A 23,606-nucleotide genomic window follows, 5' to 3' on the forward strand; every position below is an offset into this window, starting at 1 on the left:
GCGTTATCCTTTCAGCGCGGCGGAGAGGGCGTCCACGTCGGCGCAGGTCTCCACGGCGTAGGTCTTGATGTCGGGGGCGGTCTTTTTCACAAAGCCGCTGAGGGCCTTGCCCGGGCCGATCTCCACGATGGTGTCCACGCCCAGCTCAGCCAGGCGGCGGATGGTGTCCTCCATGTAGACGGAGGACTGCACCTGCTTCTCCAGCAGGGCGGGGATGGTGTCGCCGGGGCCCATCTCACGGCCCAGGCAGTTGAACAGCACGGGGATGCGCATCTCCCCGAAGGTAATCTCCTTAAACTTCTCCCGCAGGGCGTCGCCGGCGGGAGCGAGGAGGGAGGTGTGGAAGGGCCCGCTGACCTTCAGGGGCAGGCACCGCTTGGCGCCCAGCTCCTTGGCAAGCCCGGCGGCCTTGTCCACGGCGGCCTGTTCGCCGCCGATGACCAGCTGGCCGGGGCAGTTGTAGTTGGCGATCTCCACCACCCCCGCATCGGAGGCTTTCTGGCACGCCTGCTGCAGCTTCTCCCGGTCCAGGCCCAGCACGGCGGTCATGCCGCAGGGGCGGCCGGCGGCGGCAGAGGCCATGGCGCGGCCCCGGAAGGCGGCCAGGGAGACGGCCTGCGCGGCGGTGAACACCCCGGCGCACTGGAGGGCGGAGTACTCGCCCAGGGACAGTCCCGCGGCGTAGGCCGGGGTGATGCCCTTTTCGGCCAGGATGGCGGTCATGCCGGCGGCGAAGGCCACCATGCAGGGCTGGGTGTACTCGGTCTGGTTCAGCACCCCGTCGGGGTCGGAGAACATGGTGGTTTTCAGGTCGAAGTCCACGTCGGCGGAGTCCACCACGGCCCGGAAGGCGGGGTAGGCCTCATAGAGGTCGGCCCCCATGCCGGGGTGCTGGGTGCCCTGACCGGCGTACAGAAATGCCAGGCTCATTCGCTCAGCTCCTTCCGCACCTTCTCGTAGCCGGCCATCAGCTCCTCAAAGATCTGCCGCAGGGGCTTGATCTCGTGGATCATGCCGGCCACCTGGCCGGCCATGAAGCTGCCGGTGTCCACGTCGCCGTCGAACACCGCCCGGCGGAGGGAGCCCAGGGTCAGCTTCTCCATCTCCTCCAGGGGCAGGTTCTGCTTCTCCATGCGCAGGTACTCCCGGGCCATCTTGTTCTTCAGCACCCGTACCGGGGCGCCGCCGGAGCGGCCGGTGACCACGGTGTCGTTGGCGCCCGCCTTAAGGACAGCCTGCTTGTAGTTGTCATGAATGGGGCACTCCTCACTGGCCAGCAGGCAGGTGCCCACCTGCACGCCGCAGGCCCCCAGGGCAAAGGCGGCGGCCAGCTGGCGGCCGTCGGCGATGCCGCCGGCGGCGATGACGGGGACGCTCACCGCGTCCGCCACCTGGGGCACCAGGGCCATGGTGGTCATCTCGCCCACGTGGCCGCCGCTCTCGGTGCCCTCGGCGATCACGCCGTCAATGCCGTAGCGCTCCAGCCGCTTGGCCAGCACGGGGGCGGCCACCACGGGGAACACCTTGATGCCCGCCTCCTTCCAGGCGGGGACGTACTTGCCCGGGTTGCCGGCGCCGGTGGTGACCACCTGCACGCCCTCCTCCACCACGACCTTGGCCAGCTCGTCGATGTGGGGGTTCATCAGCATCAGGTTGACGCCGAAGGGCTTGTCGGTGGCGGCCTTGGCGTCCCGGATCTCGGCCCGCAGGGCCTCGGCGTCCAGGCCGCCGCCGGCCACCAGGCCCAGGGCGCCGGCGTTGGACACGGCGGCGGCGAACTTGCCGGTGGCTACGTTGGCCATGCCGCCCTGGATAATGGGGAACTCAATCCCCAAAAGCTCGTTTAATTTCATAGAAACTCCTTATGAAACGACTCCACGAAAAAGCCTCGCAGAGTTTCCCCGCCCGCAGGCGGGGAAATAAAATGAAATCCGTTTTCGGCCGCGACATGCGCGTGGACGAAAACACTTCTCAGCCCACAAGTGTGAGTTTTATCCGGCGAAGCCGGACAAAACTTGCGCGCGGGGGCTGCATCTCCCTCCAACAAGCGGCTCTGCCGCTTGTTGGAAGCTACGCCAATTCCAGTAGCGCCCCCGCCCAGGTCAGTCCGCCGCCGAAGCCCACGCACAGGGCCCGCTGGCCGGAGCGCAGCTCCCCGCCGGTGATCAGCTCGTCCAGCAGCAGGGGGACGCTGGCGGCGGAGGTGTTGCCGGTGCGCTCGATGTTGCCGGTGCACTTGGCCGGGTCGATGCCCAGCTTTTTGACGGCAAAGTCGATGATGCGCTGGTTGGCCTGGTGGAAGACGAACCGATCCACATCCTCCAGCCCCAGGCCGGCCTTGGAGAGCACCTCCCTGGCGCAGCGGGGCACGGCCTCCACCGCGAAGCGGAACACGGGCTGGCCGTCCATGTGGATGTAGGAGGGGCGGTCGGAGTGGACGCCGGGGGCGTAGAGCACCTCGTCGTTGCCCCGGCAGCCCAGCACGGCGTGGAGGGAGGGATAGCCGGCCCGCCACTCCACCACGGCGGCGCCCACGCCGTCGCCGAAGAGCACGCAGGTGCCCCGGTCGGAGAAGTCGGTGATCCGGCTGAGCACCTCGGCCCCCAGCACCAGGCCGTACTTCCGGGGCGCGGCGGCCAGGAGGCACTCGGCGGTGTGGAGGGCGTAGACAAAACCGGAGCAGGCGGCGTTCAGATCAAAGCACACCGTGTCCTCCGACAGGCCCAGCTCCCTCTGGAGCAGGCAGGCGGCGGCGGGGGTCAGGTAGTCGGGGGTGAGGGTGGCCACGATGCACACCCCCACCTCCTCCGGCTTCACGCCGGCGCGGCCCAGGGCCTGCCGGGCGGCGGCCAGGCAGAGGGAGGTATGGCTCTCCCCTTCGGCGCAGTAGCGGCGGGAGCGAATGCCGGTGCGGGTGGAGATCCACTCGTCGTTGGTGTCCACGATTTTGGCAAGATCGTCGTTGGTGACCACCTTGCTCGGCACGGCGGAGCCGGTGCCCAGGAGTTTGATTCCGCTCATGTGCGCTCCTTTCTCAGGGCCTTGGCGCCCATGGCCCGGAATTTCTTATACCGCCCGGCGGCCAGGGCCGCGCCGCTGAGCTTGCTCAGGGAGTTGAGCTCCCGCGCCAGGACGGTGTCCAGGGTCTTGTACAGAGTCTCTGGGTTGGTGTGGGCCCCGCCCGCGGGCTCGGGGATCACCTTGTCGACCACCTCCAGCTCCAGCAGGTCGGCGGCGGTGAGCTTCATCACCTCGCAGGCCTCCTCGCTGCGGGAGGAGTCCTTCCACAGGATGGCGGCGAAGCCCTCGGGGGAGAGGACGGAGTACACCGCGTTCTCCAGCATGAGGACCCGGTTGCCCACGCCCAGGGCCAGGGCGCCGCCGCTGCCCCCCTCGCCGGTGACCACGGAGATCACCGGTACGGTGAGGCTGCTGGACAGGGCCAGGGTGTGGGCGATGGCGTCCCCCTGACCTCTGGCCTCGGCCTCCAGGCCGGGGTAGGCGCCGGGGGTGTCAATGAAGGTGATGATGGGGCGGTGGAACTTTTCGGCCTGGAGCATGAGCCGCTGGGCCTTGCGGTAGCCCTCGGGGGAGGGCATGCCGAAGTGGAAGGCCAGGTTCTGCTCCAGGGAGCGACCCTTCCGGTGGCCGATGACGGTCACCGGCTTGCCGTGGAACAGGGCGATGCCGCCCAGGATGCTGCCGTCCTCGGCGCACAGGCGGTCGCCCCGCTGCTCGAAGAAGTCGGTGAACAGGTGCTCGATGAACTCCGCCGTGCCGGGGCGCTCCGGGTGGCGGGCCAGGGCCACCCGCTGGGCGGCCGTCAGCTCATTTGCCATGCTCGTCGCCCCCCTTTCCGTGGAGTTTCAAAATCTGAAGCAGGGTGGTGCGCAGCTGGGGCCGGGGGACGATGGCGTCCAGGAAGCCGTGCTCCACCAGGTACTCGGCGGTCTGGAACCCCTCGGGCAGCTTCTCGCCGATGGTCTGCTCGATGACCCGGGGGCCGGCGAAGCCGATGAGGGCCCCCGGCTCGGACAGGATGATGTCCCCCAGGCTGGCGAAGCTGGCGGTGACGCCGCCGGTGGTGGGGTGGGTAAAGACCGAGATATACAGCCCGCCCCTCTGGGAGAACCGCTCCAAGGCGGCGGAGGTCTTGGCCATCTGCATCAGGGAGAGGATGCCCTCCTGCATCCGGGCCCCGCCGCTGGCGGAGAAGAGGATCAGGGGCAGCCTGTACTTGTCGGCGAACTCCACCAGCCGGGTGACCTTCTCCCCCAGGGCGGCGGACATGCTGCCCATGAAGAAGCGGCTGTCGATGGCGCCCACGGCCACCCGCTGGCCGCCCATGCGGCCGGTGGCGGTGACCACGCCCTCGTTCATGCCGGTGCGGCGGCGGGCCTGATCCAGCTTGGCCTCATAGCCGGGGAAATCCAGGGGGTCGTTGGAGGCCAGGCCGGCATCCAGCTCCCGGAAGGTGCCCTTGTCCAGGATCAGGCTCAGCCGGTAGTAGGCGCCCACGGGATAGTGATGGCCGCACAGGGGGCATACATAGCGGTTGGCCACCAGCTCCCGCCGGGGCACCGCCCTGGAGCAGGCCGGGCAGGTCTCCTCGGTCTGGGCCGGTGCGGGGGAGGAGCCCCGCAGGGCCTTCAGGGACAGCAGCTTCTGTCGCCGCTGGGCAAACACGCTGCTCATGCTTCACCCACCTCCCCGCTGCCGCTCCAGGCCAGGAGGGTGTCCATGTTGGCCTCCAGGAATCCGGTGGAGTAGTTGCCCCGCACGAAGTCGGGGTGGTGGAGAATCTGGTGGAGCAGGTCGATGTTGTTGGCCGGCCCCTCGATGATCAGCTCCTCCAGCGCCCGGCGCATCCGGCGGATGGCCTCCAGCCGGGTGGGGGCGTAGACAATCAGCTTGGCCATGAGGGAGTCATAATAGGGGGGCAGCTCGTAGCCGTTGTAGAGGCCGGTGTCCACCCGCACGCCGTACCCGCCGGGCAGGTGGAGGAAGTCGATCCTCCCCGGGGAGGGCTGAAAGCCCTTGGCCGGATCCTCGGCGTTGATGCGGCACTCGATGGCGTGGCCCCGGAAGGCCACCTCCTCCTGGGTCACGGAGAGGGGCAGTCCGGCGGCGATGCGGATCTGCTCCCGCACCAGATCCATTCCGGTGACCAGCTCGGTGACCGGGTGCTCCACCTGGATGCGGGTGTTCATCTCAATAAAGTAGAAGTGGCCCTCCTGATCCAGCACGAACTCGATGGTGCCGGCGTTGACGTAGTGGGCGGCCCTGGCGGCGGCCACGGCGGCCTGGCCCATCTGCTCCCGCAGGGCGGGGGTGAGGGCCTTGGAGGGGGACTCCTCCAGCAGCTTCTGGTTGCGCCGCTGGATGGAGCAGTCCCGGTCGCCCAGCTGGATCACGTTCCCCTGGCCGTCGGCCATGATCTGGAACTCAATGTGGCGGGGGTTGACAATCAGCTTTTCCAGGTACATCTCCCCGCTGCCGAAGCAGGCCACCGACTCGCTGCGGGCCTCCTCAAAGAGGGGGATGAGCTGCTCCGGATCGTACACCCGGCGCATGCCCCGGCCGCCGCCGCCGGCGGAGGCCTTGATGAGTACCGGGTAGCCGATGGAATCGGCCAGGGCCTTGGCCTGCTCGGCGGTGTCCACCGCCCCGTCGGAGCCGGGCACCACCGGCACCCCCGCCTGCTGCATGAGCTTCCGGGCGGCGGCCTTGTTGCCCATGGCGCGGATCACGTCGCCGGAGGGGCCGATGAAGGTGATGCCGGCCGCCTCACAGGCGTCGGCGAACTCGGCGTTCTCGCTCAAAAAGCCGTAGCCGGGGTGGATGGCGTCGCAGCCGGTGGCCTGGGCCACGGTGAGGATGGCGTCCACATTGAGATAGCTGTCCGCCGAGCGGGCGGGGCCGATGCAGTAGGCCCGCTCCGCCAGCTGGACGTGGAGGGCGTCGGCGTCGGCCTGGGAGTAGACCACCACGGGCTCGATGTCCATCTCCCGGCAGGCGCGGAAGACCCGCACGGCGATCTCGCCCCGGTTGGCAATCAGAATACGCTTGAACATGGGCTCACCCTTCCCGGTAGCGGATCAGCGGCTCCCCGAAGGACACCAGGGCTCCGTCCTGCTGGAGCACGGCCTCGATGACGCAGTCGCAGGGGGCCTGCACCTCGTTCATCATCTTCATGGCCTCCATCAGGCACACGGTCTGGCCTTTCTTTACGTGGTCGCCCACCTGCACATAGGGGGCGGCGTCGGGGGCGGAGGCGGCGTAGAAGGTGCCCACCAGGGGGGCGGTGATGAACAGGCCCTCGGGCTCCGATACCGGGGCAGGGGCGGCGGCAGGCGCGGCGGCCTGGGCCGCGGGGGCGGCGTAAACCGGGGCGGCGGCCCCGCCGCCCTTGCCCAGCTCCAGGGAGAAGTCCTTGGTGGTCAGCTTGAAGCTGGTGGCGGCGCTGGCGTCAAACCGGGCCATCAGCTCAAAAATCTCTTGGTTGCTCATAGCGGCTCCTTTCGGAAAAAAGGCATCGGCAAAAGCCGATGCCCCGGTTCCCCAAATTACTCAGCGTGATCTTCCAGATACTTGACCAGATCGCCCACGGTCTTCATGTTGGGCAGCTCCTCGTCGGCGATGGTGACGCCGAACTCCTCCTCCAGGGCCATGGACAGCTCCACGGCGGCCAGGGAATCGGCCTCCAGATCCTCGGCCAGACGGGCCTCGGGGGTCACCTTGTCGGCGTCGCAGCTCAGGGTCTCCACGATGATCTCTTTAACCTTCTCAAAATCCATGATAGATTCTCCTTCAAAAATAGTTCAGACATTTTACTTAAAAATTTTTAAGTAAAATAACTGAGGGATATTTTAACAGGAGATTTGGATTTGTCAAGATGGAACTTTGCAAAATGGTGGATTGCGCCAAAAAATTCTCCGAGGCGGGGGGACATGTGGCAAAAAGCACGGGGCGGAGGGGCGGAAAGGGCGGCCCGCCGTTGTGCCCCACAGGAAAACATGGTAGGATAAAGGCACAGGAAACCCGCAAAAAGAGCGGCGGGCAACCACAGGTTTCTCCCCGTGCAACCCCGATGTGGTTGCCCTGGAGGGGCCCGCCCGGTAGAATGGGGGCATGAAAAAGATGGAACTGAAGGAAAAGCTGGCCGAGCTGCGGAGCAGGAGCGGCTTGTCCCAGCAGGATGTGGCCGAGGCCCTGGAAGTGTCCCGCCAGGCGGTGTCCCGGTGGGAGACAGGGGCGGCGGTCCCGGGGCGGGACAGCCTGCTGGCCCTGAGCCGGCTGTTCGGCGTGTCGGTGGAGGAGCTGGTGAGCCCGGCAGAGCTGGCCGCCCCCCCGGCGGAGAAGCCCGGGAAAACGGAGGAAGGCGGGGAACTGCCGGAGCCGGAGGCGGACTCCCGCCGGCCCGGGGAGGGGAGCCGCAGGCGGAAAGCCGCGATAGGGATCGCCGCCGCCGGAGCCCTTCTGCTGCTCGTCCTGCTCTGCGTGGGCGTATGGCTTGGAAGGGAGGAAGAAGATGAGGACTATATTCCGATTGAGGATATGCCGGTAGAGAAAGTAGAGCTCCCGAAAGAGGATAGTTTGAAATTATATCTGGAATAGGAGGAAATATAATATGCAGACGAAGAGATGCTTGTGTGTGCTCATGGCGTGTGTGCTCTCTGTGGCCTGTTTTGGTATGAACGCCGGAGCCATAGATTCTGGGGCTCAGGAGCCGGAAATTTTCGTATCCCGTGCGTCTGGCCGGTTCAGCATGGATATTCCTGGAGGGGCCCTTGTGACGGCTGATCAAGATTTTCCTATGGAGGCTGGAGAGACGGTTACGATCAAAGCATCCTATTCACCTGTTGATGCCAGTGTGGATTTTGGCCTGATTGATTCCGATGGATCATTTCACTACTTCAATACTAACGAAGGAAACCTCAACAAGACAATAAAAATTAAGGAAAGAGGATACTATACTTTGGCAGTCCGGAATAATTCGTCTGATACGATTAACGTATCCGGATATGTGAATTATTGAGGGGATTACTGGCGAAAAAGGAGATTGGAGTGATACCGATGTGGTAAGGAGTATACTGCCGCTGATCTTCTGATTTGATGGCTCTGAAGATGGATGGGAAAGTGAAAGCCAATTTGCTGAAAGAAGATTCTGTTATGGCTAAAAAGGTATTGAGAAGGTTTCTTGCGCTGACCTTTGCTTTGGCGATGATGTGCTCGGTTACTGCGGGCGCGGTTTCGGGTTCCGTGCCTCCTGTTTCCACGGAGAGGCGGATCATCAACAGAGAGGTCGCGCCCGGTGTGGTGCTCCTGGATGAGGGATATGACATGGACTTCGGTGTCTATACGTTTACCCGGACCTACAAAGTCAACCTCAGTGGCACGCGAAGCGTATTTGTCATGGAAGACATCAATAATCGGCACCATGACGGCTTGCGGGTACTGCTGGTAGACGATTCCAGCTCTGGTACCGCGCCGGTAGAGACTACCGTCCAAGAATATCCGAGACATGGGTTGGGTATACCGGCTGACGAACATTTTGCTGAGTTGGAGGAGGGTGAAAAGGCTGACTTTCAATTAACTGATCCTGTAGGATGTACGTATTCCATATACGCAGCATTTAAATATTCGGGAGACAGCGGAAGAGTCACGCTCAAAATTTCCTGCGATGATTATGACATGATCGAGTAACAGTGATTCGCTGTCATTCGAGTCCCATTCAGTGGAGTGAAACCAGATGAAAAAAAGGAAACCTTTCTCTGCCGACACGATATTCTGGACCATAGTGGCGGCCGCGGCGGTCTGCGCGCTCCTGTTCTTCCTGTTCGGCCCCAAGGAGCGGTGGGTGTCGAAGTCGTATTCCGTGGATCTGGGCGCGGCGGAGGAGCCTGTGCTGGTGGCGGATTTTTCCCGCAACGCCGTCTGGCGCGGGATGCCGGACGGCATGTGGGTTATGCTGGACGAGCAGTCCGGCGGGGACGGGGCGCCGGTGACCTTCCAGCTGGTCCGGACAGAGGGCAGGGGGGCCGCTGAGACGGTGGAGGAGGTAGCCCTGTCGCCGGGGGAGGAGGCGACCTTCCAGCTGCCGGACCGCCCCCGGTTCAAGTACAAGCTGTACGCTCAGAGCGGCGGCGGGGCCGCCTCCATTGCGTGCAGGGTCTCCATCAACAACTACGAAGTGATGAGCTGACGCCTTCCCCATTGCCCCCCGCCCCGAAACGTGGTAGGATAGAGGGCAAAGGAGGCGCATAGCCATGAAGGTATTTATCAGCGCGGACATCGAGGGCACCGCCATCACCGCCACCCGGGAGGGGTGCCGCCCGGGGGAGTTTGAGTACGAGCGTAGCCGGCGGGAGATGACGGCGGAGGTGGTGGCCGCCGCCGAGGGGGCCCGGGCCGCCGGGGCCGACCTGGTGGTGGTGAAGGACGCCCACGGGCCGGGGCTCAATCTTCTGCCCGAGGAGATGCCGGAGTATGTCCAGCTCATCCGCAGCTGGAGCCGCTCCCCGGAGCTGATGGTGGAGGGGCTGGACGAGAGCTTTGACGCGGCCCTCTTTGTGGGCTACCACAACGCCGCGGCGGAGGAGGGCAACTCCCTCAGCCACACCATCAACGGCGGGGTGGTGCACCGCATCACCGTCAACGGCCTGCCCGGCTCGGAATTCCTGATCTACAGCTGGATGGCCGCCTGGTACGGGGTGCCCAGCGTGTTCCTGGCCGGAGACCGGGCCCTGTGCGAGGCGGGAAAGACCCTCCACCCGTCCCTGGTCACCGTGCCGGTGAAGGAGGACGTGGGGGGCCGCTCCCAGGGGCTGAGCCCCGCGCTGGCCCACCGGCTGATCCGGGAGGGGGCGGAGCAGGCCCTCCGGCAGGATCTGGCCGCCGCCCGCATCACCCTGCCGGAGCACTTCCGGGTGGAGCTGACCTACAAGAGCCACCGGGACGCCTATACCAAGGGCTTCTACCCCGGGGCGGAGCGGGTGGACGCCGTGACCCTGGCCTACGAGTCGGACGACTGGTACGAGGTCAACCGCTTCCTCCTGTTCGCCATCTGACGGCCTCCAGGGCCCATATTCCAAAGACAGGGAGACGATTCATGTTCAAAAAGATAGACACACACGGCATCAACTGTATTGAGCCGGTGCCCGGAAGCCGCGGCCCGGCGTGGTACTGGGGCAGCGACTTTGCCTCCGGGGATCTGTACGAGGCGGAGGAGCTGTTCCGCGGCGGACACCCCGTCCGCGGCAACCGCCTGGTGTTTGTCCGCTACCCGGAGGGCCGGGTGGTGGAGCCCATCGCGGGGAGGGAGGGGCGGTACTTCGGCCGGCCCTGCTTCGATGGGGGAAGGCTGCACATCCTGCTGGCGGACTTCCCCAGGGGGCAGATTGAAATCCACCGGTACGATGACGGGACCGGGCAGACGGACCTCCTGGCCGCCATCCCCCTGGACCAGGTACCGGACTGCTACAATCTGCTGCTGTTCGGCTCCCCCCTCCTGCTGACCCGGCAGGGGAACGACGGGAAGTTCCAGCTCCTCTGGCCGGACAGGGCGGAGTTCCCCCTGGAGGACAGCGGCGCCTTCCTGGGCCGGGGGGAGGACGGCCGGCTGTATTTCAGCCGCTGGTTTGAGGAGGCGGACGGCTCCGATTACCGGGAGGAGGTGGTGGTGCGGAGGTACCCCGCCGGGGAGGTGCTGGAGGTGATTCCGGGCACCCTGTGGGAGATGCCCGACGGCCAGCAGTGGATTCTCCAATAGCCTGTGTGAAAACAGAACGTGCCGCCCGGTTTGCCGGGCGGCACGCAGCGTCTCGAAAAAGCGGCAGAGCCGCTTTTTCGAGAAAGACCACATGGCGGAAGGGGTTCGTTTTCTTGAGAAAAAGTCACCCCTTCCACCATGAGAAGTGTCATTTCCGAGGCGCATGTCCCCGGAAATGACGGATTTTGATTTGATTCCTGCGGCTGGGGCGCAGGAACTCTGCGAGGCTTTTCCTCACAGAGATTTTTCGACACGCAGACGTGCCGCCCGGTTTGCCGGGCGGCACGTCTGCTGTGTGGGGGTGTTGTCGTAAGTAGCCGCCCCGGCTGGGGCGGCAGGGGCGGTCAGTTCCGGCAGCAGCCGCAGGAGCCGCTCCCATCCCCGTCCTCTGCGGTATCCCACAGGAAGGCGGGGTAGGAGACATACACCGGCCAGCGGGTGTTGACGGCGGAGCCTCCGCCGGGAAAGACGGGCAGCTCGGGGAAGGAGGGCAGGGTGGAAATCCCGCCGTTTCCGGCGGTGGAGCCGTTTCCGCAGCAGCAGCGGCGGCAGCAGTTCTGACACTGACAACAAGACATGAGATATTCCCCCATACAGATGTCGGCGGGGGAAACCCGCCGCATCAGCAGTATACGCCGCAGGGTGCCGGCGGGTGCGTGGACAAAAAAGCCGCCGGACCAGAGGTCCGGCGGCGGTGGGTACATCTGACCGTCCTATGTTAGGCGGCGACCACGTTGACCGCGCGCAGCTTGTCGGCGTTCTTGGGATCGGGCTCCACATCATAGGTGACCTTCTGGCCCTCCTGCAGGGTCTTGAAGCCGTCGCACACGATGGCGGAGAAGTGGACGAACACGTCGTCGCCGCCCTCGTCGTTGGAGATGAAGCCGAAGCCCTTGGTCTCGTTGAACCACTTGACAGTACCGTGATACATGAATGGTACCTCCTGAAAAGATTTTGATCTAAATGACATAGAAAAAACCCACATGCCTGTTGTTCGTCTGAAGAAGCGACGATGACTACAAACATGTGAGTTCAGGCCGTGCATTTAGACTACTTGATATACTATACCACCAATTCCAGATTGCGTCAAGAGGAAAGCGCAGGAATCTGCGGCAGAGGGCTATACCTGCTCCCGGTCGGTGTTCTCCGCGATCAGGCGGCGGATGGACTCGGCGGGATAGGACAGCAGCCGCCCGTACTCCCAGGCCACCTGGCTGCGGTTGCCGCCGAAGTAGGCCCCCTCCGCCACCAGGGCCGCCTTGCGCTCCTTCAGGCGCAGATACTCCTCCAGCACATGGCCGGCCCGGTAGAACAGGATGTTGTGCTTGCCCCGGTTCAGGGACAGAGGGAACAGGTCGGAGAGCAGGGGCTCGTCCTCTATGTAGAGCTGGTTTCCATACCGCTGGCACAGCTCCCGGGCATAGGGGAGCAGGGCGTCCCGCTCCTCCGCGCTGTCCATGGGGTGGCTGAGTGCCAGGGATTTGACGCCGGCGTACACCATCTCGTTGAAGCAGTCGATGACGCCGCACTGGTAGGAATAGGAGTCGATGTTGCGCATGGTTGGATGCCTCCCGTCTTGTCTCCCCTATTGTACCCTTTCCCACAGAAAATGGCAAGGGAGAAGGACAGGGAAATCCAGGAAGTTATGTCGGATTTTCGCGGGCCCATCCCCGGCAGCGCACCACGGCCCGGTGCCAGTCGGCCAGGAGGGACGCCCGGCGGTCCTCCTCCATGGCGGGGGAGAAGGTGGTGTCGCACCGCCACAGGCGGGAGAGCTCCTCCCGGCTCTCCCACACGCCGGCGGCCAGGCCGGCCAGATAGGCCGCCCCCAGGGCGGTGGTCTCCCGGATGGCGGGGCGCAGCACCGCCCGGCCCAGGATATCCGCCTGGAACTGCATGAGGAAGCCGTCCCGGCTGGCGCCCCCGTCGGCCTTCAGGCTGGTGAGGGGCACCCCGGTGTCCGCCTCCATGGCCCGGGCCAGGTCTGCTACCTGGTAGGCGATGGACTCCTGGGCCGCCCGGGTGATGTGCTCCCGCCGGGTACCCCGGGTGAGGCCGATGAGCATGCCCCGGGCGTACATATCCCAGTAGGGCGCCCCCAGCCCCGTGAAGGCGGGCACCAGGTACACGCCTCCGTTGTCGGGCGCCTTCCGGGCGTAGTACTCCGCGTCCCGGCTGTCGGGGAAAAAGCGCAGCTCGTCCCGCAGCCACTGGATCACCGCGCCCCCCACGAACACCGCGCCCTCCAGGGCGTACTCCACCTTGCCGTTGAGGCCCACGGCAATGGTGGTCAGCAGGCCGTTTCTGCTCTCACAGGGGGTATCCCCGGTGTTCATCAGCAGGAAGCAGCCGGTGCCGTAGGTGTTCTTGGCGTCCCCGGGGGAGAAGCAGCCCTGGCCGAAGAGGGCGGCCTGCTGGTCGCCTGCCATGCCCGCGATGGGGATGCGTACCCCCTGTATGTCGGTATAGCCGTAGATCTCGCTGGAGGAGCGCACTTCCGGCAGCACGGAGCGGGGGATGTCCAAAGCCTCCAGCAGGGTGTCGTCCCAGTCCAGCCTGTGGATGTCGAAGAGCATGGTGCGGGAGGCGTTGGTCACATCGGTGACGTGAACCGCCCCGCCGGTGAGCTTCCACACCAGCCAGCTGTCCACCGTGCCGAAGAGCACCTCCCCCCGCGCCGCCTTCTCCCGCGCCCCCTCCACGTGATCCAGCAGCCACTTGAGCTTGGTGGCGGAGAAGTAGGCGTCGGGGATCAGGCCGGTGACGGCCCGGATGTGCTCCTCCAGCCCGTCGGAGCGGAGCTGATCCACCAGCTCTGCCGTGCGGCGGCACTGCCACACGATGGCGTTGTGCAGGGGCCGGCCGGTGGCCCTGTCCCACAGGATGGTGGTCTCCCGCTGGTTGGTGATGCCGATGGCGGCAATCTCCGACGGCTCCACCCCCGACCGGGCGATGGCCTCCATCATCACGCCGTACTGGGTAGACCAGATCTCCATGGCGTCCTGCTCCACCCAGCCCTCCCGGGGGTAGTGCTGCGTCAGCTCCTTCTGGGCCACGCCCAGGATGTTCTGCTCCCGGTCGAAGAGAATGGCCCGGGAACTGGTGGTGCCCTGATCCAGGGCCAGAATGTACTTGCCCATATTACGCGCCTCCTGATGGAGAGATGTTGTGAAGGGTGAAGCGGGCCCGGTCTGCGGTGAGCACGCCCTCCCGCTGAAGGGCGCCGATGGTGCGGGACAGGGCGCTGCGATCCACGCACAGGTAGTCGGCCAGGGCCTGCCGGTCAAAGGGGACGGTGACGGTGCGCCGCCCCGTCCGGTCGGACAGCTCCTCCAGATAGGCCAGCAGCCGCTCCCGGATGGTGCGGCCGGACAGGTGGTTCAGCTTGCCTGCCAGATGGAGGTTCTTCTCCGCCAGCACGGCCAGCAGGTTGGCAATCAGCCTAGCGTGGCAGCCGCAGGCGGCGGAGCAGGGGGAGGAGATGCGCCGGCAGTCCAGCAGAAGCACCGCCGCCTCGGCCTCTGCCGTGACGGTCACCGGCAGGCTCTCCGCCCGGGCGCAGGCATAGGACTCGGCAAACAGGCCGCCGGGCCCCATGCTGCCCATGACCACCCGCTGGCCGTCGGCTCTGGCCCGGCTCACCTGCACCTGGCCGGTGAGCACCATCCCCAGGTGGGTGGCGGGCTCACCGGCGCGCAGCACCGCGGCCCCCTTTTGGTAGCGCCGCAGCTGACCGCCCAGGCAGTCCACCGCCGTCAGAATCTGTTCATCCTCCATGCCGCGAAACAGCGCCGCCCGGCGCAGCGCACCCAGATAAGACTGCATGGTACCCTCCCCGTTGCAGCAGCAACCTTTTCTGCTCTGATCCTATCAGACCCCCGGGAAAAAGGCAAGATGAAATGGCGGCCCGGCTTGCAAAATGGCGGGGAAGCTGGTACAATCAGAGCAGTACACACAGAATGGCGGTGAAGAAATGGGTGGCCTGTTCTCCGTGGGGGTATTGCTGATTATTGTAGGCGTCCTGTTCCTGCTCATCCCCCTGGACATGCTCCGGAAGGTATTCCGCCGGATGCGCTCCAAAATGGGAACCAAGGTGGGCGGCGTGGTGCTGATCATCGCGGGCATTGTGCTGATGCTCTACAAGTGAAACCGGAGCGACACAGAGGGGCCGCCGGCGTATGCCGGCGGCCCCTGTTTACAGCCGGGAGAAGAGCCCGCGCAGCACGCCGGAGGCCCACAGCTGCCGGGCCAGCACCCCGGCCAGGGGGGCGAGCACCATGCCGGCCACCCCGAAGGCCCGGAAGCCCACATACATGCAGGCCAGGGCGGCCAGGGGCGGCAGCCCCACCCGTTTCCCCACCAGCCTGGGCTCCAGCAGGCTGCGCACCAGGGTGACAGCTCCGTAGAGGAGCAGCAGCCCCAGGCCAAGCCGGACATCTCCCAGCAGCAGGGCGATGGCCCCCCAGGGGAGCAGCACCGTCCCCACCCCAAAGACGGGCAGGGCGTCCACCAGGGCGGTGAGCCCGGCCAGCAGCAGGGCGGGCTCCACCCGCAGCAGGAGAAAGCCCAGAGCCAGCTCCCCGAAGGTGAGCAGCATCAGCAGCCCCTGGGCCCTGAGCCAGCCGCCGAAGGCCGTTTTCAGGCCGCCGGACACCCGGCCCAGCCGCTCCTGCCAGGTGCCGGGCATCAGCCGCCGGAGGGAGGCGCGCAGGGAGGGGCGGCCTGCGCTGGTAAAATAGGCGGCCAGGAGGGTGGTAAAGAGAAAGAGGGCGGCGGAGGGAAGGGCGGCGGCCAGGCCGGCAGCCCCCTCCGCCAGGGCCTGGGAGAGCCGGCCGGGCAGGGCGGCCCCCTGGCGGGCCAGGTTCTCCAGCCCCTCCCGGGCGGCGTCCTGGAGGGGGAGGGGCAGGGCCACCAGGAAGCGGTAGGCCCACCCCTCCAGCTCCTCCGCCAGGGCGGGAAGCCCGGAGAGCAGCACGGGCAGGCGGGCCACCAGCCGGGTCAGCTCATACCAGGCCCGCCAAAGGGCCAGGGCCAGAAGGCCCAGCAGGGCGGCGGCCAGCGCGGCGGTACACAGGGCGGCGGCCCCCCACCGGGGCAGGCGGAGCCGGCGCATGAGAAGGCCCACGGCGGGCTCCAGCAGGGCGGCCAGCCCCCAGGCCAGCAGAAAGGGGAGCAGCCAGGGCAGCAGGAAGCGGACGCCCAGCCACAGCCCGGCCAGGGCCAGGGCGGCGTAGAGGAGGCGGAGCAGGAAGCGCAGGTGCCTGTTTTCCGGCAAAAAGACGCCCCCTTCCCCGAGAATATGTAGGATTCCACAAAAAAGCGCGGACAGATCTGGAAGAAATCGGCGGGATTGGCGGAGGTTGGCCCTTGCGGCGGGGTGGGTGGATGTGCTACAATAGACCACAAGCGGAAAACAAATGGCCTTCCGCTGTGGACACATAAAGCGGGAGGTGCATAGTATGGGAAAAACGCCGGGCTATTTTATTGTGGAGGCCGGCGCGCTGCCCGAGATTTTCCTGAAGGTGGCGGAGGCCAAGCGGCTCCTGGAGACCGGCGAGGCCGAGACCGTCCACCAGGCGGCCCAGCAGGTGGGCATCAGCCGCAGCGCCTTTTACAAGTATAAGGACGCGGTGCGGCCCTTCAACGACATGCTCCACGGGCGGATCGTCACCTTTCAGTTCCTGCTGAAGGACGAACCGGGGGTATTGTCCGCCGTCCTGAATATCTTTGCCCAGACGGGCGGAAATATTCTCACCATCAACCAGTCCATCCCGGCCAACGGCTGCGCGGCGGTGACGGTGGGGGCGGAGACCTCCGGCCTGTCCCTGCCGGTGGAGGAGCTGATGGAGCGGGCCCTGCGGATGGAGGGCGTGCTGCGCTGTGAGATTCTGGCGGGTTGAGTGCCCGGATGTGAGGAGGAGAGACAGAGTATGGTGAACGTGGCAATTCTGGGCTTTGGCGTGGTGGGCTCCGGCGTGGCCGAGGTGCTGGCCACCAACGGGCCCCACATTGATCAGAAGGTGGATGATCTCATCCGCCTGAAATATATCCTGGACGTGCGGGACTTCCCCGACAGCCCCTTTGCCGACAAGGTGGTGCACGACTTCTCGGTGATCGAGAACGACCCCGAGGTGTCCATCGTGGTGGAGACCATCGGCGGGGCGAAGGCGGCCCTGGACTTCACCCGCCGGGCGCTGCGGGCGGGCAAGAGCGTGGTCACCTCCAACAAGGAGCTGGTGGCGGAGCACGGCTGTGAGCTGCTGGCCCTGGCGGCGGAGCAGGGGGTCAGCTACCTGTTCGAGGCCAGCGTGGGCGGCGGCATCCCCATCCTGCGCCCCCTGAACCAGTGCTTGGCGGCCAATGAGATCGAGGAGATCACCGGCATCCTCAACGGCACCACCAACTATATCCTCACCCGGATGATCCGGGGCGGGCTGAGCTTTGACGCGGCGCTGAAGGAGGCCCAGGCCAACGGCTATGCCGAGCAGGATCCCACCGCCGACATCGAGGGACACGACGCCTGCCGCAAGATCTGCATTCTGGCCTCTCTGGCCTTCGGGCGGCATATCTATCCCCGTCAGGTGCCCGCCGAGGGCATCACCGGTGTCACCCTGTCCGACGTGGCGTGGGCGGAGTCCTGCGGGAAGAAGCTCAAGCTGCTGGGCCGGGCCATCCGGCAGGCCGACGGCAGGGTGTGCGCCTATGTGTCCCCCCACCTGGTGGACGTGGAGAACCCCCTGGCCGGGGTGGAGGACGTGTTCAACGCCATCGCCGTGAAGGGCAACGCCATCGGCGACGTGATGTTCTACGGCCGGGGGGCGGGCAAGCTGCCCACCGCCTCCGCCGTGGTGGCCGATGTGATCGACGCGGCCAAGCACCGGGATGAGAAGAAGCGGGTGTTCTGGGCCGAGGGCGGCGAGGACACCACCGTGTCCCCCGACGGCCTGGCCTCCGCCTGGTACGTCCGGGGCTCCGGGGATGCCGGGGCCGTGCAGGCCGCCCTGCCCGGGGCCAGGCTGCTGGCGCGGGCGGACGCGCCGGCGGGTGAGTTCGCCCTGGTCACCCCGCCCATGACCCGGGCGGAGCTGGACGGCAAGCTGGCCTGCGTGAAGCCCCTGTCCGTGTTCCGGGTGCTGGACTGAGGGCATAGGATGGCCTGGGGCGCCATGCTCCGGCCTGTCCTGACTTTTTCCTTTGTAGGGGGTACATATACCAATGGGACTGATTGTACAGAAATTCGGCGGGAGTTCGGTTGCGGACGCCGACCGCATCCGCAACGTGGCCCGCATCATCACCGAGACCTACCGCCGGGGCCATAAGGTGGTGGCGGTGCTCTCCGCCCAGGGGGACACCACCGACGATCTCATCGCCAAGGCGGCGGAGATCAACCCCAACGCCTCCAGGCGGGAGATGGATATGCTGCTGTCCACGGGGGAGCAGATCTCCTGCTCTCTGTGCGCCATGGCAATCGAGGCCATGGGCTATCCGGTGATCTCCCTGACCGGGTGGCAGGCGGGCTTCCGCACCAACTCGGCCTACGGCGACGCCCGCATCAAGCGGGTGGACGTGGAGCGGGTGCTCACCGAGCTGGACAAGAACACCATCGTGATCGTCACCGGCTTCCAGGGCATCAACAAGTATGACGACATCACCACCCTGGGCCGGGGCGGCTCGGACACCTCGGCGGTGGCCCTGGCCGCGGTGCTCCAGGCGGATTTGTGCCAGATCTACACCGACGTGGACGGCGTCTACACCGCCGACCCCCGCCATGTGACGGGGGCGCGGATGCTGGAGGAGATCACCTACGACGAGATGCTGGAGCTGGCTACCCTGGGGGCCCAGGTGCTCCACAACCGCTCGGTGGAGATGGCCAAGCGCTACGGCGTCAATCTGGAGGTACTCTCCAGCTTTTCCGGCAAGCCCGGCACCAAAGTCAAGGAGGTTGCGAAAACCATGGAAAAACTGCATGTCAGCGGCGTTGCCTGCGACAAGAACGTGGCCCGGCTGGCCGTGGTGGGCCTGCCCGACGAGCCCGGCATCGCCTTCAAGATCTTCTCCCTCATGGCGAAGGAGAACGTAAACGTGGACATCATTCTCCAGTCCATCGGCCGCCACAACACCAAGGACATCAGCTTCACCGTGGGCAAGCAGGACATGGAGCGGGCCAAGCAGGCCCTGGAGGCCCGGAAGGAGGCCCTGGGCTTCGACCACGTGGACGTGAACGACGCCATCGCCAAGGTGTCCATCGTGGGCGCGGGCATGATCCACAACCCCGGCGTGGCCGCCAAGATGTTCGAGGCCCTGTACAATGCGGCCATCAACATCCACATGATCGCCACCAGCGAGATCAAGATCTCCGTGCTGGTGGATCTCAGCGAGGCCGACCGGGCGGCCCAGGTCATCCACGACCGCTTCTTCCACGAGGTGGGCGTGCAGTAAACCGAAAAAGCGCGGAGCCGGTTCCCAGCGGGAATCGGCTCCGTTTTTGTGTGCTCAGGCGTTGAATACGTACTTGTCCAGGCGGTGGAAGGCCTCCTGGATGCGGGAGAGGGGGGAGGCCAGGTTCATGCGGATGTGACAGGGGCCGTGGAACATCCGGCCGTCCTGCCAGCCCACGCCCACGTCCCAGCCGGCCTTGATGACCTGATCCAGGGTCTTGCCGGTGCGCCGGCAGTAGTCCGTCAGATCCAGGAAGAGCATATAGGTGCCCTGGGGCATGGACACGTCCACCCCGTCATAGTGCTGCCGGATGTGGTCACAGGCGTATTTGCAGTTGCCCTCCAGCACCTGACGCAGCTCGTCGGCCCACGCGCGGCCCTCCTGGGAGTAGGCGCCGATCAGGGCGTGCATGGACAGCACATTCATCTCGTTGTAGTGGGTGGCGTCGCCGTGGGCGGTGACCCGATCCCGGAGATACTGGTTATAGATGATGTGATAGCTGCCGATCAGGCCCGCCAGATTGAAGGTCTTGGAGGGGGCGTACACCGCCACAGTGTGCTCTCTGGCCCAGTCGTTGACCATGAGTGTGGGGATATGCTGGTGGCCGGTGTAGGTGATGTCTGCCCAGATCTCGTCGCTGATTACTAGGCACTGGTTAGCCTCAAAGACCTCCATGGCCTTTTCCAGCTCCCAGCGCTCCCAAACCCGCCCGGCGGGGTTGTGGGGGGAGCAGAAGATGGCCAGATGGATGTGGTTTTCCTTCAGCTTGGCGTCCATGTCCTCGTAGTCCATGCGCCACACGCCGTTCTCGTCCTTCTTAAGGGGGCTGTATACCGAGGTGCGGCCCAGGCCCTCCACATCGGCGGCGAAGCCCACATAGGTGGGGGAGTGGAGCAGGATCTTGTCGCCGGGGGCGGAAAGGGTTTCCACCGCGCTGGTGACGCAGCCGTGGACACCGTTCTCATAGCCGATGTATTCCCGTTTCAGATCCCGGAAGCCGTGGCGCTCGGTCTGCCAGCCGATGATGGCGTTGTAGTATGCGTCGCTGGGGAAGAAGTAGCCGTACAGGGGGTGCTTGGCCCGCTCAATCATGGCGGCGGGGATGGCAGGGCAGGTGGCGAAGTTCATGTCCGCCACCCACATGGGGATGGGGTCGAAGCCCTCCTTGGGGGCGTCGGGCTCGTTGCCCCAGACCTTATGCCCGATGCTCTCCACCGCCAGGGCGTCTTTGCCCCGGCGGTCAATGATGGATGTAAAGTCGTATTTCATAATAAAACCTCCTTGTTTAGCCCTCATTCTCGGTATCGACCAGGGCGCGCTCAATCGTCTCCTGCTTGCGGGCGGCCAGGACATCGGGCGAAACCCACTTCATTTTCAGGGTGATGAGAGGGATAATGAACATGACCACAATTTCGCCCACACACAGGGCGGCGGCCTTGAAGTCAAGGTTGATGAACAGGTTATAGATAATCATGATGCCGAAAACACTACCGGCTACAGAGCAGAGGTTCCAGACCCACTTCGGGAAGCGGAGGCCCCGCTTTTCCCACTGCTCCGGATACAGCTTGGGCAGACGCAGGCAGTAGAGGTTCATGAAAATATTCAGGATCATAGTGGGGATCATGGTATTGCCGACAACACCCTCAATGTCCAGGCCGGTCACCAGGGGGATCAGGCTGACAACATATAGCACCAGGTACATGACCCAGGGATAGCCGCCCTTGGTGGTCTTGGTGAACACGGAGGGAAGCCAGCCGTCCTCAGCCACCCGCAGGATAGGCGCACGCAGATAGGCCATAACACCCAGCATGGTGGAGGCCACAGCGCAGATACCGCCGCCCACCACGAAGAACACGTATAGGCCACGGGGCAGGATCGCCTCGGCGGTGACGCTGATGTTCTGGCCGGCCACCTGCTCATAGGGCAGGATGCCGCTAGCCACATAGCCCATCAAAGCATACACCACGGCGACAACAACGGTGGCGAGAATTGAGGCCAGGGGAATGGTGCGCTTGGGATTCCTGGTGACTCCGCCCATAGAGATCATGGCGGAGGTGCCCATACAGGCAAAGGACATCATGGAGAGAGAAGCCATGAATCCGCCAAACCCGTCGCGCCAGAATCCGCCGTCCGCATTGGAGAAGAAGCTGGCGGCGTCTACCTGGGGAACGCCGAACACAATGAACATCCCCAGAGATACAAGCAGGGTAACGGTAATCAGGTTCTCAATCAGGGTCAGCATGCGGGAGCCGCGGATGGTGCATACAAATCCCAGCGTCAGAACCAGCACCGAGAAAGGCATCTGGAAGTTGCTGACCTGCGGCCACAGTTGTTCCACAAATTGCGTGATAGCCAGCGAGTGGCCAGCCAGTACAAAGGCGGACGCGATTTGGAACCAGGCCGACACACCGGTGAGCAGCGGCGGGAAGACCATGGACCGGGCGGCGTAGTCGCCGCCGGGCAGCACGAACATGGAGCCAAATGCCAGAGAGTTCCAGAAGGCCAGCAGCATGTAGACGCAGCCAATGCTGCATACCAGCACAATGGACCGCCCGCCATAGGCGATGCCGGAGCCCATCATGATGAAGATACCGGTGCCGATGCCGCCGCCCACGCAGAGGCCGATCAGATTGAGTAAGCCTAACTTTTTCCCTTTTTCCTCCACGGAAATTCCTCCTTTATAGATTATAGCACGAATCCTGTGGGTTTTCCGCTTTATTTTGATCAGCGCGTCCGCTGCAAAGCACGGATATATTTATAATCTATAATATTAATCAGCTAAATTAAATAGCATATTTATAATACTACTACAACGGAGGATGTCAAGAAAAACTGTGCAGATTTCACAAGTTCTGCGGGGCGCACAAAATCGGAGCGTGCGTTTTGTCGGATCCGACAAAGAAAACCGGGGCGCGGCCATGGCCGCGCCCCGGTGGTTCACAGATTATGTTCCTTGCTGTGCTGCACATCCTCCTGATACGCCTCGTTGAGCTTCCGCTGCACCATCAAATGGTGCTCCAGCTCTTGGGTGGAGAAGGTATCCAGGAGCCGGAAGGTGGCCTCCTGGCAGCAGCGGTTGAAGGAGGTGTGATCCTGATAGACCCGCTGGCCGCTGTCGGTGAGATAGAGGTTGAAAATCCGGTTGTTCTCCGCGTTGCGCACCTGCTCCACCCAGCCCTTGGCCCGCAGCTTCCGCACGATCTGGGAGCAGGCGCTGGGGGTTTTTTTCAGGATGGCGGCCAGCTCGGTGACGGTGATCTCCGGGTGCTCGCCGATGAGGTCGATGATCTGGGCCTCCGACTGGTAGAGGGTATTTTCCCCGTACTGGTGGGGGAGGGAGTCATATTCATACATCAGGTCGTAGGCCTCGTCCTGGGCCGCCCAGATCTGCCGGAGCAGGGCCTCGCGCTGGTCTTCCATAGCCGTCCGCGTCCTCTCTTACATAGTTGCCACCATATTATAACGGATTTGCCGCCGGGACGCAAGCCGGGAATTGGCCTTACTCGGCGTCGTGGTTCACCGCCCGGTTGATGGCGGAGAGGATGCCCTTCAGGGGGGCCAGGTTGATGTTGTGGCTCATGCCCACGCCGAACCAGTCCTTGCCGTTCTGATCCTGCAGGTGGATGTAGGACACGGCCTGGGAGTCGGAGCCCTGCTTGATGGCGTGCTCGCTGTAGTCGATAAAGGTAAAGCGATCCATCTTCTGGCCGTGGATGGCGTTGAAGAAGGCGTCGATGGGGCCGTTGCCGGAGCCCTGCACCTGGAACACGGTGTCGGTGTGGCGGAGGGTGCCGGCGAAGGTGACGTGGGAGTGGCCCTCCTCGTCGGTGAACTCGGCGAAGGAGTGGCGCACCAGCTCGTAGGGCTTCACCGCGTCAATATAGTGGGTCTTGAACAGGTCGTAGATGGCCTCGGGCTTGAGTTCCTTGCCCACCCGGTCGGTCTCCACCTGGACGATGTGGCCGAACTCGGGGTGCATGGCCTTGGGCAGGTCGAAGCCGAAGGAGTGCTGCATGACGAAGGCCGCGCCGCCCTTGCCCGACTGGGAGTTGATGCGGATGATGGGCTCATACTGCCGCCCCACGTCCGCCGGGTCGATGGGCAGGTAGGGCACCTCCCAGTAGTCGCTGCCGCTCTCCTCCATGTAGCGCACGCCCTTGTTGATGGCGTCCTGGTGGGAGCCGGAGAAGGCGGTGAACACCAGCTCGCCCACGTAGGGCTGCCGCTCGCCGATCTTCATCTTGGTGACCTTCTCGTACACGTCCCGGATCTTGTTGATGTTGGAGAAGTCCAGGCCCGGATCCACCCCCTGGGTGTACAGGTTCAGAGCCAGGGTCACCATGTCCACGTTGCCGGTGCGCTCGCCGTTGCCGAACAGGGTGGCCTCCACCCGCTC

General features: G+C 64.7%; 28 protein-coding genes. 10 read left to right on the forward strand and 18 right to left on the reverse strand.

The window, feature by feature from the left end; translation table 11 throughout:
* Window positions 1–3: 3 nt before the first annotated feature.
* The 8 genes from fabD to acpP form a co-directional block, all read right to left on the reverse strand.
* The gene (gene fabD / locus QZ378_RS02265; RefSeq protein WP_291257171.1) at window positions 4–930 is read right to left on the reverse strand and encodes an ACP S-malonyltransferase; all 927 of its coding nucleotides are present in this window, start codon (window positions 928–930) and stop codon (window positions 4–6) included.
* Entirely contained in the window at window positions 927–1,853 is a 927-nt protein-coding gene (locus QZ378_RS02270; protein WP_291257172.1) for a DUF561 domain-containing protein, read from the reverse strand. Before QZ378_RS02270 ends, fabD begins: the two co-directional genes overlap by 4 nt.
* Window positions 1,854–2,070: 217 nt before the next feature.
* Entirely contained in the window at window positions 2,071–3,021 is a 951-nt protein-coding gene (locus QZ378_RS02275) for a beta-ketoacyl-ACP synthase III (protein ID WP_191379431.1), read from the reverse strand.
* The gene (locus QZ378_RS02280; RefSeq protein ID WP_291257173.1) at window positions 3,018–3,839 is read right to left on the reverse strand and encodes an acetyl-CoA carboxylase carboxyltransferase subunit alpha; all 822 of its coding nucleotides are present in this window, start codon (window positions 3,837–3,839) and stop codon (window positions 3,018–3,020) included. The genes QZ378_RS02275 and QZ378_RS02280 overlap by 4 nt, the downstream gene beginning before the upstream one ends.
* Window positions 3,829–4,695, reverse strand: coding sequence for an acetyl-CoA carboxylase, carboxyltransferase subunit beta (gene accD, locus QZ378_RS02285; protein WP_291257174.1), 867 nt, complete (start codon window positions 4,693–4,695; stop codon window positions 3,829–3,831). Before accD ends, QZ378_RS02280 begins: the two co-directional genes overlap by 11 nt.
* Window positions 4,692–6,074 (reverse strand): acetyl-CoA carboxylase biotin carboxylase subunit, encoded by a 1,383-nt coding sequence (gene accC, locus QZ378_RS02290; protein ID WP_191379433.1) that lies wholly within the window; start codon window positions 6,072–6,074, stop codon window positions 4,692–4,694. Before accC ends, accD begins: the two co-directional genes overlap by 4 nt.
* Before the next feature lie 4 nt (window positions 6,075–6,078).
* Window positions 6,079–6,510 (reverse strand): acetyl-CoA carboxylase biotin carboxyl carrier protein, encoded by a 432-nt coding sequence (accB, locus tag QZ378_RS02295; protein ID WP_291257175.1) that lies wholly within the window; start codon window positions 6,508–6,510, stop codon window positions 6,079–6,081.
* Window positions 6,511–6,566: 56 nt separating this feature from the next.
* On the reverse strand, window positions 6,567–6,797 hold the full coding sequence (acpP, locus tag QZ378_RS02300; RefSeq protein ID WP_087237007.1) for an acyl carrier protein: 231 nt from the start codon (window positions 6,795–6,797) through the stop codon (window positions 6,567–6,569).
* Between the two features lie 343 nt (window positions 6,798–7,140).
* Between acpP and QZ378_RS02305 the strand changes: the two genes are divergently transcribed.
* The 6 genes from QZ378_RS02305 (at window position 7,141) to QZ378_RS02330 (ending at window position 10,771) form a co-directional block, all read left to right on the forward strand.
* Window positions 7,141–7,617 carry a helix-turn-helix transcriptional regulator gene (locus QZ378_RS02305; protein ID WP_191379435.1) on the forward strand — a complete coding sequence of 159 codons (477 nt, stop codon included), beginning with the start codon at window positions 7,141–7,143 and terminating at the stop codon, window positions 7,615–7,617.
* A 13-nt stretch (window positions 7,618–7,630) separates the two neighbouring features.
* Complete coding sequence (locus QZ378_RS02310) at window positions 7,631–8,038, forward strand: hypothetical protein (protein WP_291257176.1); 408 nt, start codon at window positions 7,631–7,633, stop codon at window positions 8,036–8,038.
* A gap of 89 nt (window positions 8,039–8,127) precedes the next feature.
* Window positions 8,128–8,706, forward strand: coding sequence for a hypothetical protein (locus QZ378_RS02315; RefSeq protein WP_291257177.1), 579 nt, complete (start codon window positions 8,128–8,130; stop codon window positions 8,704–8,706).
* A gap of 46 nt (window positions 8,707–8,752) precedes the next feature.
* A complete protein-coding gene (locus QZ378_RS02320) occupies window positions 8,753–9,205 on the forward strand; it encodes a hypothetical protein (protein ID WP_191379438.1) in 453 nt (150 codons plus the stop codon).
* A gap of 64 nt (window positions 9,206–9,269) precedes the next feature.
* On the forward strand, window positions 9,270–10,070 hold the full coding sequence (locus tag QZ378_RS02325; RefSeq protein ID WP_291257178.1) for a M55 family metallopeptidase: 801 nt from the start codon (window positions 9,270–9,272) through the stop codon (window positions 10,068–10,070).
* 41 nt (window positions 10,071–10,111) lie between these two features.
* Window positions 10,112–10,771, forward strand: a complete 660-nt coding sequence (locus QZ378_RS02330; protein WP_291257179.1) for a hypothetical protein — start codon at window positions 10,112–10,114, stop codon at window positions 10,769–10,771.
* 344 nt (window positions 10,772–11,115) lie between these two features.
* On the opposite strand, the gene QZ378_RS02335 is transcribed toward QZ378_RS02330, so the two are convergent.
* The 5 genes from QZ378_RS02335 to QZ378_RS02355 all read right to left on the reverse strand — a co-directional run bounded on the left by QZ378_RS02335 (window position 11,116) and on the right by QZ378_RS02355 (window position 14,596).
* The gene (locus QZ378_RS02335; RefSeq protein ID WP_191379441.1) at window positions 11,116–11,349 is read right to left on the reverse strand and encodes a hypothetical protein; all 234 of its coding nucleotides are present in this window, start codon (window positions 11,347–11,349) and stop codon (window positions 11,116–11,118) included.
* Between the two features lie 140 nt (window positions 11,350–11,489).
* Window positions 11,490–11,702, reverse strand: coding sequence for a cold-shock protein (locus tag QZ378_RS02340; RefSeq protein ID WP_009259878.1), 213 nt, complete (start codon window positions 11,700–11,702; stop codon window positions 11,490–11,492).
* A gap of 189 nt (window positions 11,703–11,891) precedes the next feature.
* A complete protein-coding gene (locus tag QZ378_RS02345) occupies window positions 11,892–12,329 on the reverse strand; it encodes a hypothetical protein (RefSeq protein WP_087237017.1) in 438 nt (145 codons plus the stop codon).
* A gap of 85 nt (window positions 12,330–12,414) precedes the next feature.
* Window positions 12,415–13,911, reverse strand: coding sequence for a glycerol kinase GlpK (gene glpK / locus QZ378_RS02350; RefSeq protein WP_291257180.1), 1,497 nt, complete (start codon window positions 13,909–13,911; stop codon window positions 12,415–12,417).
* Window position 13,912: 1 nt separating this feature from the next.
* Window positions 13,913–14,596, reverse strand: a complete 684-nt coding sequence (locus QZ378_RS02355; protein ID WP_291257181.1) for a Crp/Fnr family transcriptional regulator — start codon at window positions 14,594–14,596, stop codon at window positions 13,913–13,915.
* Window positions 14,597–14,744: 148 nt separating this feature from the next.
* Here QZ378_RS02355 and QZ378_RS02360 point away from each other — a divergent pair, with 148 nt between their 5' ends.
* Complete coding sequence (locus tag QZ378_RS02360) at window positions 14,745–14,918, forward strand: hypothetical protein (protein ID WP_191379444.1); 174 nt, start codon at window positions 14,745–14,747, stop codon at window positions 14,916–14,918.
* A 48-nt stretch (window positions 14,919–14,966) separates the two neighbouring features.
* On the opposite strand, the gene ytvI is transcribed toward QZ378_RS02360, so the two are convergent.
* On the reverse strand, window positions 14,967–16,046 hold the full coding sequence (gene ytvI, locus QZ378_RS02365; RefSeq protein WP_291257182.1) for a sporulation integral membrane protein YtvI: 1,080 nt from the start codon (window positions 16,044–16,046) through the stop codon (window positions 14,967–14,969).
* Between the two features lie 184 nt (window positions 16,047–16,230).
* On the opposite strand from ytvI, the gene QZ378_RS02370 reads away from it, so the two are divergent.
* From QZ378_RS02370 to QZ378_RS02380, 3 genes are all read left to right on the forward strand, one after another.
* Window positions 16,231–16,671, forward strand: a complete 441-nt coding sequence (locus QZ378_RS02370; RefSeq protein ID WP_191379446.1) for an ACT domain-containing protein — start codon at window positions 16,231–16,233, stop codon at window positions 16,669–16,671.
* A 30-nt stretch (window positions 16,672–16,701) separates the two neighbouring features.
* Complete coding sequence (locus tag QZ378_RS02375) at window positions 16,702–17,913, forward strand: homoserine dehydrogenase (protein ID WP_291257183.1); 1,212 nt, start codon at window positions 16,702–16,704, stop codon at window positions 17,911–17,913.
* 73 nt (window positions 17,914–17,986) lie between these two features.
* A complete protein-coding gene (locus QZ378_RS02380) occupies window positions 17,987–19,210 on the forward strand; it encodes an aspartate kinase (RefSeq protein ID WP_291257184.1) in 1,224 nt (407 codons plus the stop codon).
* Between the two features lie 54 nt (window positions 19,211–19,264).
* Here QZ378_RS02380 and QZ378_RS02385 read toward each other — a convergent pair whose 3' ends face one another.
* The 4 genes from QZ378_RS02385 to QZ378_RS02400 form a co-directional block, all read right to left on the reverse strand.
* Window positions 19,265–20,479 (reverse strand): aminotransferase class I/II-fold pyridoxal phosphate-dependent enzyme, encoded by a 1,215-nt coding sequence (locus QZ378_RS02385; RefSeq protein WP_291257185.1) that lies wholly within the window; start codon window positions 20,477–20,479, stop codon window positions 19,265–19,267.
* Between the two features lie 16 nt (window positions 20,480–20,495).
* Window positions 20,496–21,875: an APC family permease gene (locus tag QZ378_RS02390; protein WP_087237034.1), complete on the reverse strand. Its 1,380-nt coding sequence runs from the start codon at window positions 21,873–21,875 to the stop codon at window positions 20,496–20,498.
* Between the two features lie 272 nt (window positions 21,876–22,147).
* Window positions 22,148–22,630, reverse strand: coding sequence for a MarR family transcriptional regulator (locus QZ378_RS02395; RefSeq protein ID WP_291257186.1), 483 nt, complete (start codon window positions 22,628–22,630; stop codon window positions 22,148–22,150).
* Between the two features lie 79 nt (window positions 22,631–22,709).
* A partial coding sequence (locus QZ378_RS02400) for an alpha-isopropylmalate synthase regulatory domain-containing protein (RefSeq protein ID WP_291257187.1) occupies window positions 22,710–23,606 on the reverse strand: 897 nt, incomplete at its 5' end.

Origin of the sequence: Flavonifractor sp., from assembly GCF_019422385.1 — a bacterium.
Classification (GTDB): Bacteria; Bacillota; Clostridia; order Oscillospirales; family Oscillospiraceae; genus Flavonifractor; species Flavonifractor avistercoris.